This window comes from Spirochaetota bacterium, assembly GCA_004297825.1.
Lineage (GTDB): Bacteria > Spirochaetota > UBA4802 > UBA4802 > UBA5368 > FW300-bin19.
Genome location: SCSX01000004.1, coordinates 1 through 18,133 on the forward strand (window position 1 = coordinate 1; position 18,133 = coordinate 18,133).

General features: G+C 57.9%; 15 protein-coding genes. 4 read left to right on the forward strand and 11 right to left on the reverse strand.

Annotated features, from left to right (window positions below; genetic code table 11):
• Positions 1-469: hypothetical protein (locus EPN93_00310; protein ID TAL39865.1), on the reverse strand; the 469-nt coding region annotated here is incomplete at its 3' end.
• A gap of 509 nt (positions 470-978) precedes the next feature.
• Between EPN93_00310 and ald the strand changes: the two genes are divergently transcribed.
• Positions 979-2,091: an alanine dehydrogenase gene (gene ald / locus EPN93_00315; protein TAL39866.1), complete on the forward strand. Its 1,113-nt coding sequence runs from the start codon at positions 979-981 to the stop codon at positions 2,089-2,091.
• A 95-nt stretch (positions 2,092-2,186) separates the two neighbouring features.
• Here ald and EPN93_00320 read toward each other — a convergent pair whose 3' ends face one another.
• The 7 genes from EPN93_00320 to EPN93_00350 all read right to left on the reverse strand — a co-directional run bounded on the left by EPN93_00320 (position 2,187) and on the right by EPN93_00350 (position 12,090).
• The gene (locus EPN93_00320; GenBank protein TAL39867.1) at positions 2,187-3,776 is read right to left on the reverse strand and encodes a hypothetical protein; all 1,590 of its coding nucleotides are present in this window, start codon (positions 3,774-3,776) and stop codon (positions 2,187-2,189) included.
• 201 nt (positions 3,777-3,977) lie between these two features.
• Positions 3,978-6,428 (reverse strand): ABC transporter permease, encoded by a 2,451-nt coding sequence (locus EPN93_00325; GenBank protein ID TAL39868.1) that lies wholly within the window; start codon positions 6,426-6,428, stop codon positions 3,978-3,980.
• 9 nt (positions 6,429-6,437) lie between these two features.
• The gene (locus tag EPN93_00330; protein ID TAL39869.1) at positions 6,438-7,133 is read right to left on the reverse strand and encodes an ABC transporter ATP-binding protein; all 696 of its coding nucleotides are present in this window, start codon (positions 7,131-7,133) and stop codon (positions 6,438-6,440) included.
• A 92-nt stretch (positions 7,134-7,225) separates the two neighbouring features.
• On the reverse strand, positions 7,226-8,338 hold the full coding sequence (locus tag EPN93_00335) for an AraC family transcriptional regulator (protein ID TAL39870.1): 1,113 nt from the start codon (positions 8,336-8,338) through the stop codon (positions 7,226-7,228).
• Positions 8,339-8,356: 18 nt separating this feature from the next.
• Positions 8,357-9,811: a hypothetical protein gene (locus EPN93_00340; GenBank protein TAL39871.1), complete on the reverse strand. Its 1,455-nt coding sequence runs from the start codon at positions 9,809-9,811 to the stop codon at positions 8,357-8,359.
• A complete protein-coding gene (locus EPN93_00345; GenBank protein TAL39872.1) occupies positions 9,808-10,857 on the reverse strand; it encodes an alpha/beta hydrolase in 1,050 nt (349 codons plus the stop codon). Before EPN93_00345 ends, EPN93_00340 begins: the two co-directional genes overlap by 4 nt.
• A gap of 444 nt (positions 10,858-11,301) precedes the next feature.
• The gene (locus EPN93_00350) at positions 11,302-12,090 is read right to left on the reverse strand and encodes a hypothetical protein (GenBank protein TAL39873.1); all 789 of its coding nucleotides are present in this window, start codon (positions 12,088-12,090) and stop codon (positions 11,302-11,304) included.
• A gap of 308 nt (positions 12,091-12,398) precedes the next feature.
• On the opposite strand from EPN93_00350, the gene EPN93_00355 reads away from it, so the two are divergent.
• The 3 genes from EPN93_00355 to flgF are packed head-to-tail and all read left to right on the forward strand — an operon-like array spanning position 12,399 to position 14,671.
• The gene (locus EPN93_00355; GenBank protein TAL39874.1) at positions 12,399-12,563 is read left to right on the forward strand and encodes a twin-arginine translocase TatA/TatE family subunit; all 165 of its coding nucleotides are present in this window, start codon (positions 12,399-12,401) and stop codon (positions 12,561-12,563) included.
• A gap of 1 nt (position 12,564) precedes the next feature.
• Positions 12,565-13,833, forward strand: a complete 1,269-nt coding sequence (murA, locus tag EPN93_00360; protein ID TAL39875.1) for a UDP-N-acetylglucosamine 1-carboxyvinyltransferase — start codon at positions 12,565-12,567, stop codon at positions 13,831-13,833.
• A gap of 1 nt (position 13,834) precedes the next feature.
• Entirely contained in the window at positions 13,835-14,671 is an 837-nt protein-coding gene (flgF, locus tag EPN93_00365; GenBank protein ID TAL39876.1) for a flagellar basal-body rod protein FlgF, read from the forward strand.
• 128 nt (positions 14,672-14,799) lie between these two features.
• On the opposite strand, the gene EPN93_00370 is transcribed toward flgF, so the two are convergent.
• The 3 genes from EPN93_00370 to nifU form a co-directional block, all read right to left on the reverse strand.
• The gene (locus EPN93_00370; protein TAL39877.1) at positions 14,800-15,753 is read right to left on the reverse strand and encodes a 4Fe-4S dicluster domain-containing protein; all 954 of its coding nucleotides are present in this window, start codon (positions 15,751-15,753) and stop codon (positions 14,800-14,802) included.
• Positions 15,754-15,893: 140 nt separating this feature from the next.
• Positions 15,894-17,087 (reverse strand): cysteine desulfurase NifS, encoded by a 1,194-nt coding sequence (nifS, locus tag EPN93_00375; protein TAL39878.1) that lies wholly within the window; start codon positions 17,085-17,087, stop codon positions 15,894-15,896.
• Between the two features lie 20 nt (positions 17,088-17,107).
• Positions 17,108-17,950 (reverse strand): Fe-S cluster assembly protein NifU, encoded by an 843-nt coding sequence (nifU, locus tag EPN93_00380; protein TAL39879.1) that lies wholly within the window; start codon positions 17,948-17,950, stop codon positions 17,108-17,110.
• Positions 17,951-18,133 lie beyond the last annotated feature (183 nt).

Genomic DNA, 18,133 nt, shown 5'->3' on the forward strand with positions numbered 1-18,133 from the left:
CGGTGCGGCGGAGTATTTTCGTTGGTGAGGCTCTTGTAGGGGGGGTTTCGGTGTCCCCCCAGTAGAATTCCCAGCACAGAATGCCCCCTGCGCTCCTCCTGCCGATGGCATAATGGGGGAGCCGAACATAATTATGCCTTCCAGCTGAATCGTGCAGCAGCTCGTGCAGGTAGCGCTTCGTCGCAATGGCTACCAGATGCGAGACCGAGAACCGGCTCAACTTACGGAAATCCGAAGCAAACTCATTCTCATTCTTCCTGAAGCAAATCGGAAAGCAATGCCAGCGCTTCAAAGGGTCACGGGGCTGATACCTCACCAAAGTAAACCCTCCCTGAAACCGATCAATATCGCGCAGAACGCGTTTCAGGAGCATAATGACGACCTGCTGGCGGCTCGTTTTTAACTTTGCCGCGGCAAGGGCGATATTCACGTAGACGATGTGGCTCATGTTTATGGACGTGCGAAGCATTCCGTATCCTCCGGGACAAAGGCGTCCAGAGTGAATACGAATGGGGAATGAAAAATATGAACGGTTTTCCCGGCTATGATACGGGTACCCGAAAATTAATCTACACCCCGCGTGAGGGTACGCGGCATGCACTTTCCATAGAATATCGGTCCACCGCTCACCGGTTCCCGTTCAAGAGCCCCGCCCCGCCGACGATGCGGCCATGCCCGTTGATACGGGGGTTCGCGGGGGCACGCTTCCGATCAATCCGGCACCTCGCGGGGAGTCATGGCGTTCCTCCGGTGCGCGTTTCCCGCATATCGGGTCCAGGCCCGGTGGTGGCGGCGCCCCCTGCCCGAATATCGGCCCCCCGGATTTTGCAGAAAAAATGTTGACAATAAAGGGGGTCCGTTGAAAATGAGTGAGTACTTACTCATTTTATTGGACTTTTCCGGTTCCCGCGCTATACGTATATTGGAACCGGCAGGGACCGGATAGCGGCATAAACAATTACTCGCAGGAGAACATGTATGATTATCGGTGTGGCGAAAGAGATCAAGACCGAGGAATACCGGGTGGGACTCACCCCCATGACGGTCAAGCCCTTCATCAATCACGGGCACACCGTGCTTATCGAACAGGGAGCCGGCGTGGGCAGCGGGTTTAGCGACGACGAATACAAGGCGGCTGGCGCCCAGATCATCGCGTCGAAAAAGGAGATTTTCGACAAGGCCGCGATGATCGTCAAGGTCAAGGAGCCCATCGCCGAGGAATACGGGCTCTTTCGCGAGGGCCAGATACTCTACACCTACCTGCACCTCGCCGCCAACAAGCCGCTTGCCGAGGCGCTCATGGCGAAAAAGATCATAGGCGTCGCCTATGAGACGATCGAATGCTCCGACGGCTCGCTCCCGCTGCTGACTCCTATGAGCGAGATCGCGGGCAGGCTCTCCATCCAGGAGGGCGCCAAGTACCTCGAGAAGCCGTTTGGCGGGCGGGGCATCCTGCTGGGGGGCGTGCCGGGCATACGCCGCGGCAACGTCGTGATCCTGGGAGGGGGCGTCGTGGGAATGAACGCTTGCAAGATGGCCGTGGGCCTTGGCGCCGACGTCACCATCATGGACGTGAGCGCAAAACGCCTCTCGTACCTTGACGACATATTCTCGACGCACGTGACCACCCTGTATTCCAACGAGAGCAATATCGAGGAAGCCGTACGGACCGCCGACTTGGTCATTGGCGCCGTGCTCATTCCCGGCGCGGCGGCCCCGAAGCTGCTCAAGCGCGCTCATCTCAAGCTCATGAAAAAGGGCGCGGTAATCGTGGACGTCGCCGTGGACCAGGGGGGATGCTTCGAGACCACGCGCGCGACCACGCACAAGGATCCGGTCTTCGTCGAGGAAGGAGTGGTGCATTACTGCGTCGCCAACATGCCGGGCGCCGTGGCGCTCTCCTCGACTATCGCGCTCACCAGCGTCACCTATCCGTACGGGCTCGCGATCGCGGATAAGGGCATCACCCAGGCCGCGCGCGATTCGAACGCGCTGTTGAAGGGCATCAATGTTCACCTGGGTAAATGCACGTACAAAAACGTGGCGGACAGCCTGGGGCTGGCCTACACGCCGATTGACAGCGTACTTTAAAGAAAAGCCCCGCGGCTGGAACCGCGGGGCTTTTCTTATCCGGATTCTCCGTACGGGAACCGTGTCTCCCCTCCACGGATGGTCTCGCGAATATTTTATTGTTCGTCCCCCATCACGACTATTTTCATTATCGAACTCGATAATTTAGTGATATCATTGGACAGATTTGTGAGACGGGCACACCACCCGCTCATGAGATCGGCGTTCTCCGTGAGAACGCCGATCCTGCCCTTTATCTCACCCGAAATGACCGTCTGCTCCTGCGTCGACATTTCTATCGATTCGCTTTTAGCATTCAATATACTCGCGTTTTGTTCCAGGTCGATAGAAACCGAATTGAGCTTCCCGATCACCTCGAACACTTCCCTAACCGTCTCCTGTGCCGCGCCGATTTCCTCAATAATCGAAGTGAACGATGCCGACGCTTTTTTAATATGCTCCGCGCTGCTGTTGACGTCCGCGATGTTTTTAGTAAGCCTTTTCGATATCTCGATCGATTGCGTAGAGGTCGCGTCGGCCAACTTGCTGATCTCGTCCGCGACGACGGCGAATCCCCGCCCGGCGTTTCCCGCCCGCGCGGCCTCGATCGCTGCATTAAGCGAGAGGAGATTGATCCTGTCGGTAATATCGTTTATAATGTCCAGGAAATCTTTAATGATCTCGGTATCCCGGGACAGCATCTGGATGATTTCAATAGATTGATTAATGTCTTTCGTCGCCGTCGTAATAAGCCCGGTTATCGTGCCCGACATCGAATTGAATCTATTCGTGAGCTCGGTCGCGTTGCGGTGCGAATCGTGCAGATTGGCCACGTGCGCATTGATGGCGGAGGCGATCTGTCCCAGGTCGGATATGTTATCGTGCACCTTGAGCGCGTGGTTATAAAGATCGGTACTATACCGGGTAAATTCTTTGGTGAAATCAAGCTGCTTTCGGGCGCTTTCCCCGAGCGATTTTTCGAGTGCGGACTGCGATATGGAAATATCCATCAAGTCGTCCGATTTTGTCGAAATCTGATCGATCACGTTGGTTTTATATTGAATCTGCTTCTTCGTGTATTCCTCCGACTCGCGGACTTTTTCAAGGAGCCGCATCAAATTCGAAATGATGATGTTGGTGGATATCCCGGCAAGCACGAGCAGAATTGTTTTTAGTATTTCCGTGTTGATCCGGATCTGGTGCGGCGAATAAATCGCGTCGACCGACGTCGTCAGTTCGAGGCCATATACAAACGCACCCAGAAAAAGCAAAGCGCCGTAACACAGCGCCGAATAGATCGCGGTTATCAGCGTAAACCTGGTATTGTTATAAACGCCGGAGAGAATGATGAATATGAAATAGAGATCGTAGGTAAGGGTATCCTTGATAACGTTGGAAAAACCATAGCTTCCGAATGAAAAACTCCATTTGACCAGTGAAAGCAGGAATATGAAGGGGATAATGCTCAGGTATTTTACCCAGGGGTAAGTTTTTTGTCTTCTCGATATGAATAGAAGGGATATGGAATGAATGAGGAAATAGGTCGCCGCAAAGACGCAGATAAGTATCGTCTGGTGCGCCATGACGCGCATCGAGGAAAGAATGGTCGCGATGAGAAACAGGCCGAAAATGATCCCAAATATGCTGAAGAGGCGCTGTGACCGTAATTCAATCTGCCAGGCTATTCCCGCCTTGTCCTTATTCATTTTTCATCCCACCTCTCCATTACACATGGTAACTGGAAAATGCAGGAGAAAGATAGCTAAATATTTCATTTATTACCCGGGAATCGGCGTCTTCTATCCAATTAAATTTTCCCGACGGCAGCAACTTTCGACCCGTATGGATCATCCCCGCGGCCGGAAAGGGCTGTCCCTGTTCCGGAACAGCCCTTTCGCATTGGGGTCTCATTCATAGGCAAGGGCATCACGGACCGACAGCCGTATCGCCTTTCGCGCCGGCAGCACGGAAGCAAGCAGCGTAACGGCGGTCAATACCAGGAACCAGAGGGGGATCGATAAGGGCTCGAACGCGAAATCTATGGACGTCTGGAGAAAGATTTGAATGAACCCGGAGCCTATCGCCATGCTCACCGGGAACGAAACGGCGACCGCGAGAAGGAACCCCGCGATACCGACGATACCCCCTTCAACGAGTATTATTCCCACAATGCGACCGTTCGATCCGCCGATCGCGCGCATGATACCGATCTCCCTGTACCGCTCGAGCACCGAAACGCTCATCGTAGAGGAAAGGCCTATGGCGCCCACCGCGACGACGAACGAGGCCATAAAAACCAGGAACGACACGATTATCAGGAAATGATCCTCCAGCGCCTTTTTGAAATCCGACCGCCCGAACATCATGGCGACGGGGATGCCCGATTCGCGGGCCGCTGCATTCACCGATCGCATAAGGTCCCGCGGGTCCATGATCGATGATATACGTACGCTATTCGCGAATCCGCGCATCGAAAATTGACCGATCATCCCGCCGGGGACAAGCGCCGTCGACTGGCCGAACATCCTGACCGCCCCGATCAGGGTCACCCGCAGGTCGCGGCCATCGATGCGAAGGGTGATGGCGTCACCCACCGCGACACCGCGTTCGGCCGCGAGCCAGCGCTGATTGACGACAATGGCGTTGCCGTCGCCTTCCCCGAACCAGCGTCCGGATACCAGCGGCAGGTCGATCATGGCGGAAGCCGGCGGGACGGCGAGCACCCTGAATTCACGCTCCTGTACCCCCGATTCCATCACGCGGCAGCCCGTGGTGTCGCTCCACGCTTCGATCGCGGTGACGCCCTCACGCAGAAACACTCGATTGATCTCCTCGACAGGCAAAGGCCTTGCGAGTCTCACCTCGACATCGTATTTAAGCGTCCTGTCGATTTCGCCAAGCGTCGCTTTTATCGAGGACCCGGTGTTGAGCGCCGCCATGAAGAGCACGCCGCCGGCGGCGAGCATGACCACGGTAAGCGACGTGCGCGTGCGCGCCCTCACGATGTTGCTGAGCGGCAGCACAAGGTGCGCGCCCCACCGGGTGCCTGCGGAACTGCGTCTCCCCGCGCGTCGCGCGGGCGCTGTAACTTTTACCCCATAGTCGCACATCGCGTCACGCACCTTCAGCCGCATCCCACGAAGGACGGGAACAGAAGCCGCGGCCAGCGGGAATGCGAGTCCCATTAAAACTATCGCGGACACGAGGGCCCCCGATGGAAGGGGATTCATGATATTGAAATTCAGCATGCCCGCCGCAAAGAAAGCGTATTTTCCCGCAAGCAGGTACGCAAGGGGAATCGCGGGCAGCAGGGCGATGCACGCGAGTACGAATACCCCCAGGAAATACATTCTTCCGATATCCGCCGTGCGCGCGCCCACCGCCTTCATAATGCCTATCGCACGCACCTCGCGCGCGAGCAGGGAGGACATCAGGGTGAACACGGAAAAGCCCGAAAGCGCGAAGGCAAGGCTGCCAAATGCGCCCAGAAGGAAAAGGAGCGATTTCATCTGCCCCTCGTGAGGGTGAGCCCCTTTCCGGGGAACACTGCCCGCGTCGTGCGCGTGCGGGGCGACCAACCGCGCCACTACCCCCTGGCCGGCAAGCGCAACGACGACATCGGCGTTGATATGCTCCAGTGACGATAAATGCGCTGCCTCCGGTCCCGTCCCCCGCACCCGTGCGCGGGCATCGCCGGTTTCATGCGTATCGGAATCATGGTCGTGATCGCTCCGCGTGGAAAAGAGCAGGCGGTTAAGCGAATCGATACCGAACATCGCGAGGGTTTCACGGGTTATATATCCGTACACCATTCCTTCCATCCATGCCGGCGCCTGTCCGGCATCATGGACGATACCGGCAACGGACAGACGCACGGTACGCACTCCGGGAATCTCTATCTCGACCTGATCCGCAAGCGCTGCGCGCGCAACCGGCAGGGCCGCGCGCTCTATGAGCATTTCTCCCTTTCGAGGGGGCCATGATCCTTTTTCCGGACGGACGATGTTCAGCCGCATGTCCTGAAAGTCATCGATCGCGAAGAGTATGATGGGTTTCCATTCGTCCTTTCCCACCGCGATGCGCCCAAGATAAATCCCGCGCGGCTCAGCCGTTTCCACGCCGTCCACGGTTTCGACCACGGCCCGGAGCCGCCGTGCATCGGTATCGGTTGCCACGGCGGACGAGGCGGGCGCGGTCATCCGGTAACTGGAGTCCATCTCCCGCGTCAACACGCTGTACGCGATCATGACCGTCCCGGCGGCGACGATGCCCACTGCAATCGCCAGGATGACCAGGACCGCGCGGGGGGCGTTTTTAAGCATATCCCTCATTACTTTTTTAGTGCGAACCCGTATCATGGCTCCCCCCTATCCTACGATCATGCCGTCGGACAGCGTGATCGTTCTGTGGATTCCGTCCGTGACGTTTTTCTCATGGGTCACCATTACCACGGTCCTGCCTTCAAGCGACAATTCCCTGAAAACGGCGAGCACGGCCTCCGCGGTATGGGAATCGAGATTTCCGGTGGGCTCGTCCGCCAGAATGAGCGGCGGATCGTTCGCGAGCGCACGCGCGATCGCGGCGCGCTGCTGTTCCCCGCCGGACAGCGCACTCGGCAGTTTCCCCGCGTGCATATCGACCCCTACCCGGGCGAGAAGCTTCATCGCCCGCGACTCGCGCGCGCCCTTGAAGCGCCGGCTGAATTCCATGGGGAGCATCACGTTTTCAAGGATCGTAAGGGAGGGTAGCAGCTGGAAAAATTGGAAGACAATGCCCACCCACGCTCCCCTCCATGCCGCGGCCCGATTCTCGTTCATGAGGTGAACAGCCTGGCCGTCAACGAACACCGCCCCTTCGCTGGGACGGTCGATCGCCGCCACTATATTGAGAAGCGTCGATTTTCCGCTCCCCGATCGTCCTACTATCGCGACAAATTCACCGCGATTCAGTGTAAGGCTTACCGAATCGAGCGCGGTGAACGAACCGTCGCCGATCGTGAAGCGTTTGGATACCCCTTCCAGACTGATGAAACCGGCTCCCTGCCGGCGTTCCTGCGTATTCATGTCAAGCCTCCGGATAAATTCAATTCAACGGGAATTTACACCGCCAGGAAAGGCCTGTCGTCTTATCCTATAAAGCGAGACCGGTATTTTCGTTATTTTTTTTGCGACCCTGCGAACTGCGAGGGGGTCATGCCCGTCATGCGCTTGAAGACCTTGTTGAATGTCGGCTTGGAGTTGAATCCCGCCTCGAAGGCGATGTCGAGCAGGGTGTAATTTGGCGCGGAGGCGCCGGCGATAAGCCGCTTCACCTCATCGACGCGGTATCCGTTTATGAATTCGGAAAAGTTCCGGCCGCTATTTTCGTTTATCGCCTGCGAGAGTTTATACGGCGCTGTTCCCATGCGTCCCGCGAGCGTGGAAAGCGATATCTCGAAATCGGCATAGGGCCGCTCGCGTATCATCACCGCGCACAATTCTTCGAATATCTCCCGGGAAGAAGCCTCATCCAGGGGGGAATTGCGGTATCGCTCCACCGCGGGTCCGCCCGGCACGGCCATGAGGCGATTCATGCCTGCACCCAGGGCGCGGAACCCTATCGCGAAAATGAAAAGCGCCGCCAGCATAGACAGCGCCTCGTTCAGGATCGCCGGTCCGCCATGAAGGTACCAGAACAGGATGGGAATCGAGGCGAGGTAAAAAAAACCGAAGCCCGCCATGAGTGCGAACAGCCAAGCGAAATCGGCGGATACATCCTGGGCGGTTTCGTCCCCGATCCGCGCACGCCACCGTACGACGGCACGATGGCACAGGGACAGGTAGCCGATAAACTGGGTGATCGCCGCGAGCACGTAGGCCCGCTGGAATGCGACGACCGATACGCCGGGAATATCGGACACCCCATTCCCTGGAGTAATAAAAAAAATGTGCATGAGGACGGCCGCGGTGAAGGGTATCCCGTGCAGCAGGTCGATCCAGGAAAACGCTTTTCCTTCCGAGGAAAGGTTTCGGCAGAACAGGTACAGCAGGGGGCCAAACAGCAATTGGACCGGTTCGACGATTCGTCCCCCCGGGGAAGGAAGCACGATATGCAATACGCTCACGACCGTCTGCGAATGCCCCAGGCTGACGGAAAATGCCGCAAGCAGCCCGGCCAGCGGGAGCTTAACGCGCGGCTTTTTCCGGGAAGCGAGGACGAGCGCTGCGAGAAAAAATCCCTGCACGCAGCCGGCGAATATCACCATGTTGACGATTGGCTTAAAAGACATGATGGTTCCAATAACCCATTACTTGTACACCAGGGAAGCATCGAGCACGACCACGTGATAGATCCCATTAAGGTTGGCGATCGTGTCCCTGATGAATTCCGTCATCGCTTCGGGGGTATACTCATCCCGCCTGAGGTCGGCCATTTCCCTGCGAAGCCCAAGGACGAGCGATTCCTCCGGGGATTTATAAAGGCTGATCCCTCCGAATACGTTCCAGTGCCTGCTTTTATCCGACCCGTCCTCCTTGTTTCCGGGAAGAAGAAAATTTTCGAGCGCGATGGATCGGGGAAGCTTTTCACGGGGAATTATTTTTATCCATGAAAATGGTATCCGTACGGCCTCATCTATCATACCGACGGCCGCCTTCTTGTTTCCATTGTTGATCCGCATCGCTTCGCGGAACAACAGAATCATGGGAAGGTTGTGGTTCTGGAGTCCGATATCCTCATTTTTCACGCTTGTTTTCGCCGAGGAGCGCAGGTACCTCCCGTCGTACTGCGCATAGAGGAGCAATTGCATGATCTCCTTTCTATCCGCAGTCGATTTCCAGAACTGCCACTCCGCCCTCTCGGAATAATTTTCGGGATTGGTGAATTCACGAGGCGCTTTCTGGCCTCCCAGGCTTATCGTGATATCGAGATCCCTCGACAGGTGTCGTTCCATCTCGGCGAATACCGTTTCGTATTTGACCTCACCCCTATTGAATTTTTCATAGACGGGCGATTCAAGCAATTCCCTGAGATGATTTCTGAAAACAAGGAGATTATTCACAAATGCGGGCTGATTCTCAACGGACATGGTCTCCGCATCCTCTACGATCCCGATAAGATTCAGGAGCAGGGTGTAATAATCGCCTGATCTGTACAAATGATTGCAGCGGTCAATTTTTATTCCGAAATCTTCCGATTCACTCCGCGAGAGGATTCCCCGGCGTTTTCTATACGCAAAGGTAAATCGGAGCGACTCGCTGTAGATTTCTGCCCTGAGCTGGCCCAGGTATCCGGATCCACCCGCAAAATCGTATCCGGAAACATACGCGAGCGGGGATGACGCGGAAACCGTATTTTTTAACAGATACAGGGGGCGTTGAATATACTCGGTTGTGGGGATATACCTGAAAAGCTCCCTGGGCCGCGGGAAAATCCCGCTCGTGCGCGGAAAATTCGTGCACGCCTCGTACGGATCACCGCTTCCATACAGGTGATTCAGGAGCGCAATGTCCTCCTCGTCGGTGAAACCATTCCTGTTTGCATCGGTCTTGAGCGCGGTCAGGCTGTCAAAGGAAAACGGGTCTTCGATAAAATCGACGAGGAGACTGCGATCCATTTCGTCCCATCGATTGTCGCCATTCAGATCGCCCAGCATAATGAGCTGGGAATGGATGTTGACCCTGTTGACGGGTATTGTAAAATAAACGATAAGAACTATCGCCGCCGCCGCGATTACCGGATATATGATTCTTTTCGCCTTCAACCCCGTCCTCCCCCAAACGCCTTCCTGAGTTCCGCCGCAATTTCCTCAAGCGCCTGCTCCGCCTGTGGCAGCAGCCGCGACGCGGACACGAAACCGTGGACCATGCCGGGATAGCGGATGGCCCGCGCGGGCACCCCGGCGTCCTTGAGCTTCACGGCATATGCCTCGCCTTCATCGCGCAGCACATCGAAGGCCGCGGTGATGATGAGCGCCGGCGGGAGGTTCCTGTGGTCCGCTGCAAGAAACGGAGAGGCGTAGGGAAGTACGCGGTCTTTTTTATCCGGGAGGTACATCCCGATAAACTTTTCCACGTTGGGCTTGTCCAGCAGGTATCCTTTCGCGAACATCCCGTACGATCCGGTATTCAGGTACGCTGAATTGAGCCCCGGGTAGATAAGTACCTGGAAGGCGACGGCCGGTCCCCTGCGGTCACGGGCCATGAGGCAGACCGCGGCCGCCAGGTTGCCGCCCGCGCTGTCACCCGCGACCGCGATTTTCGCGGGATCAGCATGAAGCTGTTCGCTATTCGCCCTTACCCACAGCAGCGCGGCGTAGGCGTCATCGATCGCGGCCGGATACGGGTTTTCCGGCGCAAGCCGGTACTCGACCGATATTACCACAGCACCGCTCTTTTTCGCGAGTATGCGGCAGAGACCGTCATGCGTTTCGACGCTTCCCTGCACCCATCCGCCGCCGTGATAAAAGAGGACCACCGGCAGCAGGCCCTTCCCCCCGGGATTATACACGCGCACGGGGACGGATAGGCCGCCGGCGACGGCCTTCATGTCGCTCACCGAAGCCATCGGCAGCGGGGAGCCGCTTACCGAGGCGGCCATTTCGGCAAGGTGCCTGCGGGACTCAGCGACCGGCACATCGAGCTCCCGGGCCTCATTATCCGCGGCCCCGGTGAGTTTCAGGAATATCGCCACCCGGAAATCGAGTTCGCCATGCGGAGTGGACATCCAGCTCCTTATCGTGAAATAACCGGCGATTCCGATAAACAGGATCGCGACTGCCGCGACGATGAATATTTTCCTTAATTTCATATTAGAATCCTCCCTGTATCAATCCCGGCCGGATCAGGCGCCGGAAAAATCCTTCATGGCGACCAATTGGCCCAATAGCTTTTTCGCAAAGACTCCGCGGCGGAAGCGCCGCGTGAGAGGGTTACGTTGTAATATGGCAGGAGTGATTAGTCAAGACCCGGCTTATCGAGTTTCGGGAGCTTGATAAGGGTGATTTGGCGGCTTATTCGCCTGTTGTCAAACAAGAATTGGTCGGCGGAACCTTCATCTTCTTGGGAGCGTAAAGCCACCGGGAACCCTGGGGGCAGGTGATGCCTGGGAATTCCTTGCGCATTATTGCGGTTAGCGATTCTGCCCCCCGGCTCCGCCGCGTTCCGGCGCGGCGGAGCTGATGGTGTATCTTCCCAGGATGCGGACCTGGTGACGCGAGATCATGGCGCGCGCTTCGCGGAGCTCGCACGCGGATTACTCGCACGTCACCGCCAGCTCCGGCTGGTTTTCCGTGTTGTCGCCGGAGTCGATCGACACGTACGCCAACTGATTGGCCCACTGGTCGTTCACAAAATGGAGCCGGTACTGCGTGCGGCCTTGGGCAAGATCGTCCATCACCGCATCGGTCACATCAATGACCCGCCACTCGCCGTCGGCCGTCATGCCGCCCATGTCGGTCGCGGAAAGGCCACTGTAATACGTGGAATCCGTGATCGTCGGCGTGCTTGTTCCATAATCGATCCGGTCAGCTTTCAAATCTCCCAGGCCGCTGAACGGGGTGCCCGTGGTGGACGCTACGTGCACTCTGAGGATCACGCCGGTAATGGTTTTACCCGCCAGACCGGTGATATCAAAACTCAGCAGGCATCGGTATACGGAATTGGAGATCATCATCATAGGAGGGCCGGAACTGGAGGAGTATGCTTCTCCTATCACGATGGTCGTTTCATTAAAGATTCCCCCATAGGTGTCCGAGGTCGGGAACCCCGTCAATTCGGCATGACTGTACTTCACCAATCCGTCAAGGGATGCGTCGCTCTTTACCGTCATTGTTTCGCCGCCCGAACCCGAATCACTTTCTCCGCCGTCACAACCCGCGAGCCCGAATACCAGGGCCGCCGTCATGGTGAGTAGTGCGCACTTGAACCGATTCTTCATTATGGTCTCCTTACTGTCGTCAGAAATGTTCATCTCCCGTCTCCGGCTCGTTCCCTGAAACTCCGCAGCATATTCGATCATGCTTTCTAAAATCAAATCTTGCACGCGTTGTCTCCCGCCCGGCATTGCGGCGGACACGCGTCCGGAAGAACACGACTTCGCCGGATTTCATCTCGCCCTTTCTCTCTAAACGCGCGTTGTATGAATGAAATGAACTATATTCATTTCCGTCTCGCACTCCGCTGATCGAACAGAATTATTCCATATGGAGACAGGAGGGATTCGGGGATGCTTAAGCCCACCACCCTATTTTTTCGGATTTTATATTGACAGCCTCCTTCCCCCCGCCCCTATATGCGCCTTGAGGAACAGGCGTCCTTCGTTCCAGCCATCCGGTACAGGGGGTTCCCGCAATGTCGATGCCGGGCATCTGGGAAATCATCATAATCGCGGTCATACTCGTCGTGTTATTCGGCGGCAACAGGGCCATGTCCACCATCAAGGACCTGGGGCGCGAGGTATATCAATTGAAGAAAAAGGTCGACGACCTGGAAGATATGAAAAAGGGAAAGTTCTGACATGGATATCTACAAGATAAACGGCGGAAGGAAGCTGAAAGGCGAGGTCCCGGTTTCCGGGGCGAAGAACGCGGCGCTTCCCATCATCGTGGCGAGTCTGCTTGCGGAGGGCGAAACGGTCCTCACGAACGTGCCCGACCTCATGGACATCAAGACCATCATCCAGGTCATCGAGTGCCTGGGGGCGAAGACTGCCTTCGATCCGGCCCGCAACGCGCTCACGATCGACGTCAAGAAGATCTGCAACGTCGAGCTGCCCTACGACCTCGTCAAGACCATGCGCGCCTCGGTGTACGTGATGGGCCCGCTCCTCGCGCGCTGCGGCGAGGCCGACGTATCCATGCCCGGCGGATGCGCGATAGGCGAGCGTCCCGTCGACATCCACCTCTCCGGTTTCGAGGCCATGGGCTCGCAGATCGAGATCGAACACGGCTACATCAAGGCCCGCACCTCCGGCCTCAAGGGCGCGCACTTCGCGATGCGCAAGATCTCGGTGGGAGCGACGGCAAATTTATTAATGGCAGCCGTGCTCGCGAAGGGCACGACCGTGTTCGAAAACTGCGCCATGGAGCCCGATATCGTCGACCTGGGGAACTTCCTCACCGCGATGGGCGCCCGCATCGAGGGCCTGGGGACCGAGCGCATCACCGTCGAGGGCGTCAAGAGGCTCACCCCCGCGACCTACAGCGTCATGCCGGACCGCATCGAGGCAGGGAGCTATCTCATCGCCGGCGCCATCACGCGCGGCGAGGTCACCATCACCCGCACGGTGCCCGAGCACGTGGGGGCGCTCATCGTCACGCTCCGCGAGATGGGCTTCCTGGTCGACCAGGGAAACGACTACGTCACCGTGAAACCCGGCAGGAAACTCTCCGGCACCATGGTGCGCACCCAGCCCTACCCCGGCTTCCCGACCGACCTCCAGGCGCCCGTGATGGCCCTCATGACCACGATGCCCGGGTTGAGCGTCATAATCGAAACCATATTCGAGAACAGGTTCACCCACGCGGCCGAGTTAAGGCGCATGGGGGCCGATATCACCCTCGAGGGCAACACCGCCGTCGTCCGGGGGGTGAAAAAGCTCACCTCCGCAACGGTGATGATGTCCGACCTCCGGGCGGGCGCGGGGCTCCTGCTCGCGGCGCTCGCCGCCTCCAACGGCACCGAGATACGCCGCATCTACCACAGCGACCGGGGTTACGAAAAATTAGATCAAAAGTTATCCGCGCTAGGTGCCGATATTAAAAGGGTAAAAGGAGGAAAACCCTGATATGCTTCGAGGCATTTATACCGGCGCAAACGGCATGGTCGTCCAGGACGCCCGCATGGACGTTATCGCCAACAACCTGGCAAACGTCGACCAGACGGGATTCAAGAAGGACCTCGCGATATTCAAATCCTTCCCCGACATGCTCATACGCCGAATAAACGACGACGGGCTGGGTTCCGTACCCGCCGGCTCCTATGACAGCATGCCCATCGTGGGCAAGCTCGGCACAGGGGTGGAGGTGAACGAGGTGTTCACCCAGTTCGACCAGGGCTCACTCCAGCGCACCGAAAACAACTTCGACATGGCCCTCGAGGGGAACGCCTTTTTCACCGTCATGACCGAGCGCGGCGAGCGCTATACCCGGAACGGCTCCTTCACCCTGAACCAGGACGGCCTCCTCGTGACGCATACCGGCTATCCCGTCATGGGCGAAAACGGTCCCATCCGGATACAGCAGAACAATTTCATCGTCAACGAGCGCGGCGAGGTCATGGTCAACGGGGCCAAGTCGCTCGACCCGCATGACGTGGTAGGCCTGGCTGACAATTCCTGGGAACAGCCCATGGTCGTCGACCGCCTGAAGCTGGTCGACTTCGAGCGAATCCGCGAGGTCAAGAAGGAGGGGGACTCCCTCTACCGCGACACCGAACATTCGGGACCCGCGATGCCGGCCGGCGAATTCAAGGTGGTGCAGGGTTTCCTGGAAAAGTCGAACGTGAACGCGATCCGCGAGATGGTGGACATGATCGAGGTCCAGCGCAGCTACGAGGCGAACCAGAAGACCGTTCACACCCACGACCAGACCCTGGGCAAGCTGATAAACGAGATCATCCGTTAGGATCTTATTATATATAAACGCAAAAAAGGCGGGGTAACCCGCCTTTTTTATTGTTTACCGCCCACCCGAATTTTTATCTCATCAATCGCCGTTAATCCATTATCTCCTCATCTCCTCTTCCGTTGATGCTACGTTCCCGCAAGCTCCTCCGGCTCCTCGATGACGATGTTGTGCTTCTTTAAAAATTCGTTGAACCCGTACACCCTGTCGCCGGTGAAGGTCATGTCGATCGCCTGCGCGGGGCAGTTATTGACGCATCCCATGCACGCGACGCAGCGCCCGGTGTCGACGCGTCCCTTTTCGATATCGATCGCCCCGGCCGGGCATTTCTCCACGCAGGTCCCGCATTTAATGCATTTTCCCGCGTCGATCGTGTGCCGGCCGATCATGAGCTTGGTGAACCAGATCGAGGTGCCGCCCTTCATGAGTTCCGCGAAGGCGATGTCGCGGTCGATCTCCATCGCGGCGCCCTCGCCCACCTTCGAGAGTATCAGCCCCGCGAATTCCCTGGCCTTGCCATAGGTCTCTTTGCCCGGGAGGTGCCGGAATTTCAAGATGCGTTCCTCGCTCACGGTGCTCCAGGTGGGGGCGAACGCGCTCATGTTCGAGAAAAGCTCCATGCCCACGGGAACGCCGCCCTTCGCGGCAAGCAGCTCGAGCAGCGTGCAGCCGGTGTTGTGCTGGTTTCCCCCCTTCCCGCCGAACGTGACGAAGGAGGCGACGGCGGCGCCCTCGATGGAGGGGATCCTGTCCAGCCATTCCCGCATGAACGCGGGCACCTCGTAGTAGAACACCGGGCTTCCCGCGGCGATGAGGTCATAGCGCGCAAGTATTTCCGGGTTGATGTCCCTTACATCGTGCGCGTCCGTTTTTATTCCGGCCTTCTCCCAGGTCTTCGCGATGAGACGCCCGATCCGCTTCGTATGCCCGGTCTGGCTGAAGTAGACGACCAGGGCGCTGCCGGGTTTCCTGGACCTGATCGGTATGGTCGTATCCGTCTTGCCCGGGCTGGAGCATCCCGGCAGGCTTAACGCCAGTCCCGCGACCGCCGATTTTGCGAGAAATCTTCTCCTGCTTTCCATCCTTCACCTCACCCATGAGTGTGCGACTGCCTGATTATTATGTTTCGATAATTATCGAACTATAACAATACGCCGATTCCCGTCAATAATTATTTTTATTCACGCGACGTGTAAGAATGGGAGAGAGGGGATGGATGAGATTATACGGTGATGGGCTTCCCCTTCTTTTCCTTGTTGTCCCAGAACGGGGAAATCTCGAGCAGGCGGTTGATTATCTCGGGAAGCGCCGAGAGCACGTAATCCACCTCATCCTGTGTGGAGAAACGGCTGAGGCTGAAGCGGATGGAGCCGTGCGCCGCGGTGAACGGCACACCCATGGCGCGCAGCACGTGCGACGGCTCGAGCGAGCCCGACGAGCACGCGGAACCCGACGAGGCGGCGATGCCCTTTTCGTTAAGATAGAGGAGAATCGCTTCGCCCTCGATGAACTCGAAGCCGACGTTCGTCGTGTTGGGAACGCGGTGCGTGCGGCTCCCGTTCACGGACACGTTGCCGAACTTTTCCAGTATTCCCTTTTCGAGCCGGTCCCTCAGGCGCGCGAGCTCCGCTTCCTGAGGCAGGTAGCGGAGCGCAAGCTCCGCGGCCTTTCCCAATCCCACGATCGCCGGGACGTTCTCGGTGCCGGGGCGGCGGCCCCGTTCCTGGTGACCGCCGTAGAGCAGCGGCCGTATGCGCGTCCCCCTTTTCACGAAGAGCGCGCCAATCCCTTTGGGCGCGTGGAGCTTGTGCCCCGAGATGCCGAACATGTCGCATCCGATCTTCTTCACGTCGATCGGGATTTTTCCGGCGGCCTGCACGCCGTCTATGTGGAAGGGAACGCCGCGCTCGTTCAGGAACGCGCCGATCTCCTCCACCGGGAAGATAACCCCGGTCTCGTTGTTCGCGTACATGACCGAGACCACGGCCGTATCGTCGTCCACGGCCTTCTTTAAGAATTCGACGTCCAGCATGCCCTCGCCGTCCACCGGGACGTAGGTTATGCGATATCCTTCCCGCTCCAGGCGCTTGCAGAGGTTCAGCACCGCCGGGTGCTCGACGCGCGTGGTGATGACGTGGCGCTTCTCCCTGAAGAAGGCGAGCGTCCCCATGATGGCGTAATTGTCCGATTCCGTCCCGCCGCTCGTGAACACGATTTCGTAGTCGTTCTCGGCTCCCAGGAGGTCGGCCACCTGGCGGCGGGCCTTCTCCACGTCCGCGGCGACGGCGCCCCCGAAATCGTGCATGCTCGATGGATTGCCGTATCGCTCGGAGAAAAAGGGAAGCATCGCCTCGAGCACGGCGGGGTCGACCATGGTGGTCGCGTTGTTATCGAAATAAACGGATTTAATATTCATGCGTTTCCTTCCCGCGCCCTTCAGCGCGCCTCCACGACCTCGATATCGTCCTCCACGAATTCGCGGAGCTTTTCCTGGACCAGGTTCTTGAGCGTCACATCCGAGGTGAGACAGTGCGCGCAGTTGCCCCTGAGCGCGACCATGACCTGTTTTCCCTCAACGTCGACAAGCTCGATATTGCCCCCGTCCTTCTGGAGTATGGGCCGGATCACGTCGGTGATGGTTTCCTCGACGAGCTGGATGCGCCGTATGTTCGAGAGGGGCTTCTTCGCCGCGGGCGCCGCCGCGACGCCGGGGCTGGTCTTGAGCTCGTCGTTCAGGATGTCCTCGATCTTGGGGATGCACGATCCGCAGGCGCCCCCGGCCTTGGTATAGTTGGTGACATCCTCGACGGTCTTGAGATGGTTCTCGCGTATCACCTTGCGGATGAGCGCATCGGTCACCCCGAAACACTGGCACACGATCTCGCCCTCGACGTCGTGCGCGTCATCGAGCGTGATGCCGCGCCAGTTTGCGAGCGCCTTGTCCAGCGCCTCGCGCCCCAATACGGAGCAGTGCATCTTCTGCTCGGGGAGTCCCCCGAGGAAGTCGGCAATGTCGCGGTTCGTTATTTTTTCGGCGTCCTCGACGCGCTTCCCCTTGATCATCTCCGTGAGCGCCGACGACGAGGCGATCGCGCTCCCGCAGCCAAAGGTCTGGAACTTCGCGTCCTTGATGACGTCGTCCTCGATCTTCAAATACAGGGTGAGCGCGTCGCCGCACACGATGCTGCCGACCTCGCCCACCGCGTCCGCGTTTTCGATGGTTCCCACATTTTGCGGGTGCTTGTAGAGGTCCTTTACTTTATCGGTATATTCCCACATGGGTTCTCTCCGTCTTTTCGCAAACGATAACACTCCGGTCCGGTAATGGATTCCGCGCCGGTAAGTAAATATAGTTCGCGTATCTCCTGCTGTCAACAAAAAGCGGGCCCTCGCTTCCCGGCCTGCCGGTCCCCACCCGCCACCCGTGCTTCGCGGCTTTGCCGGGTGATCATCGCCCCCGGT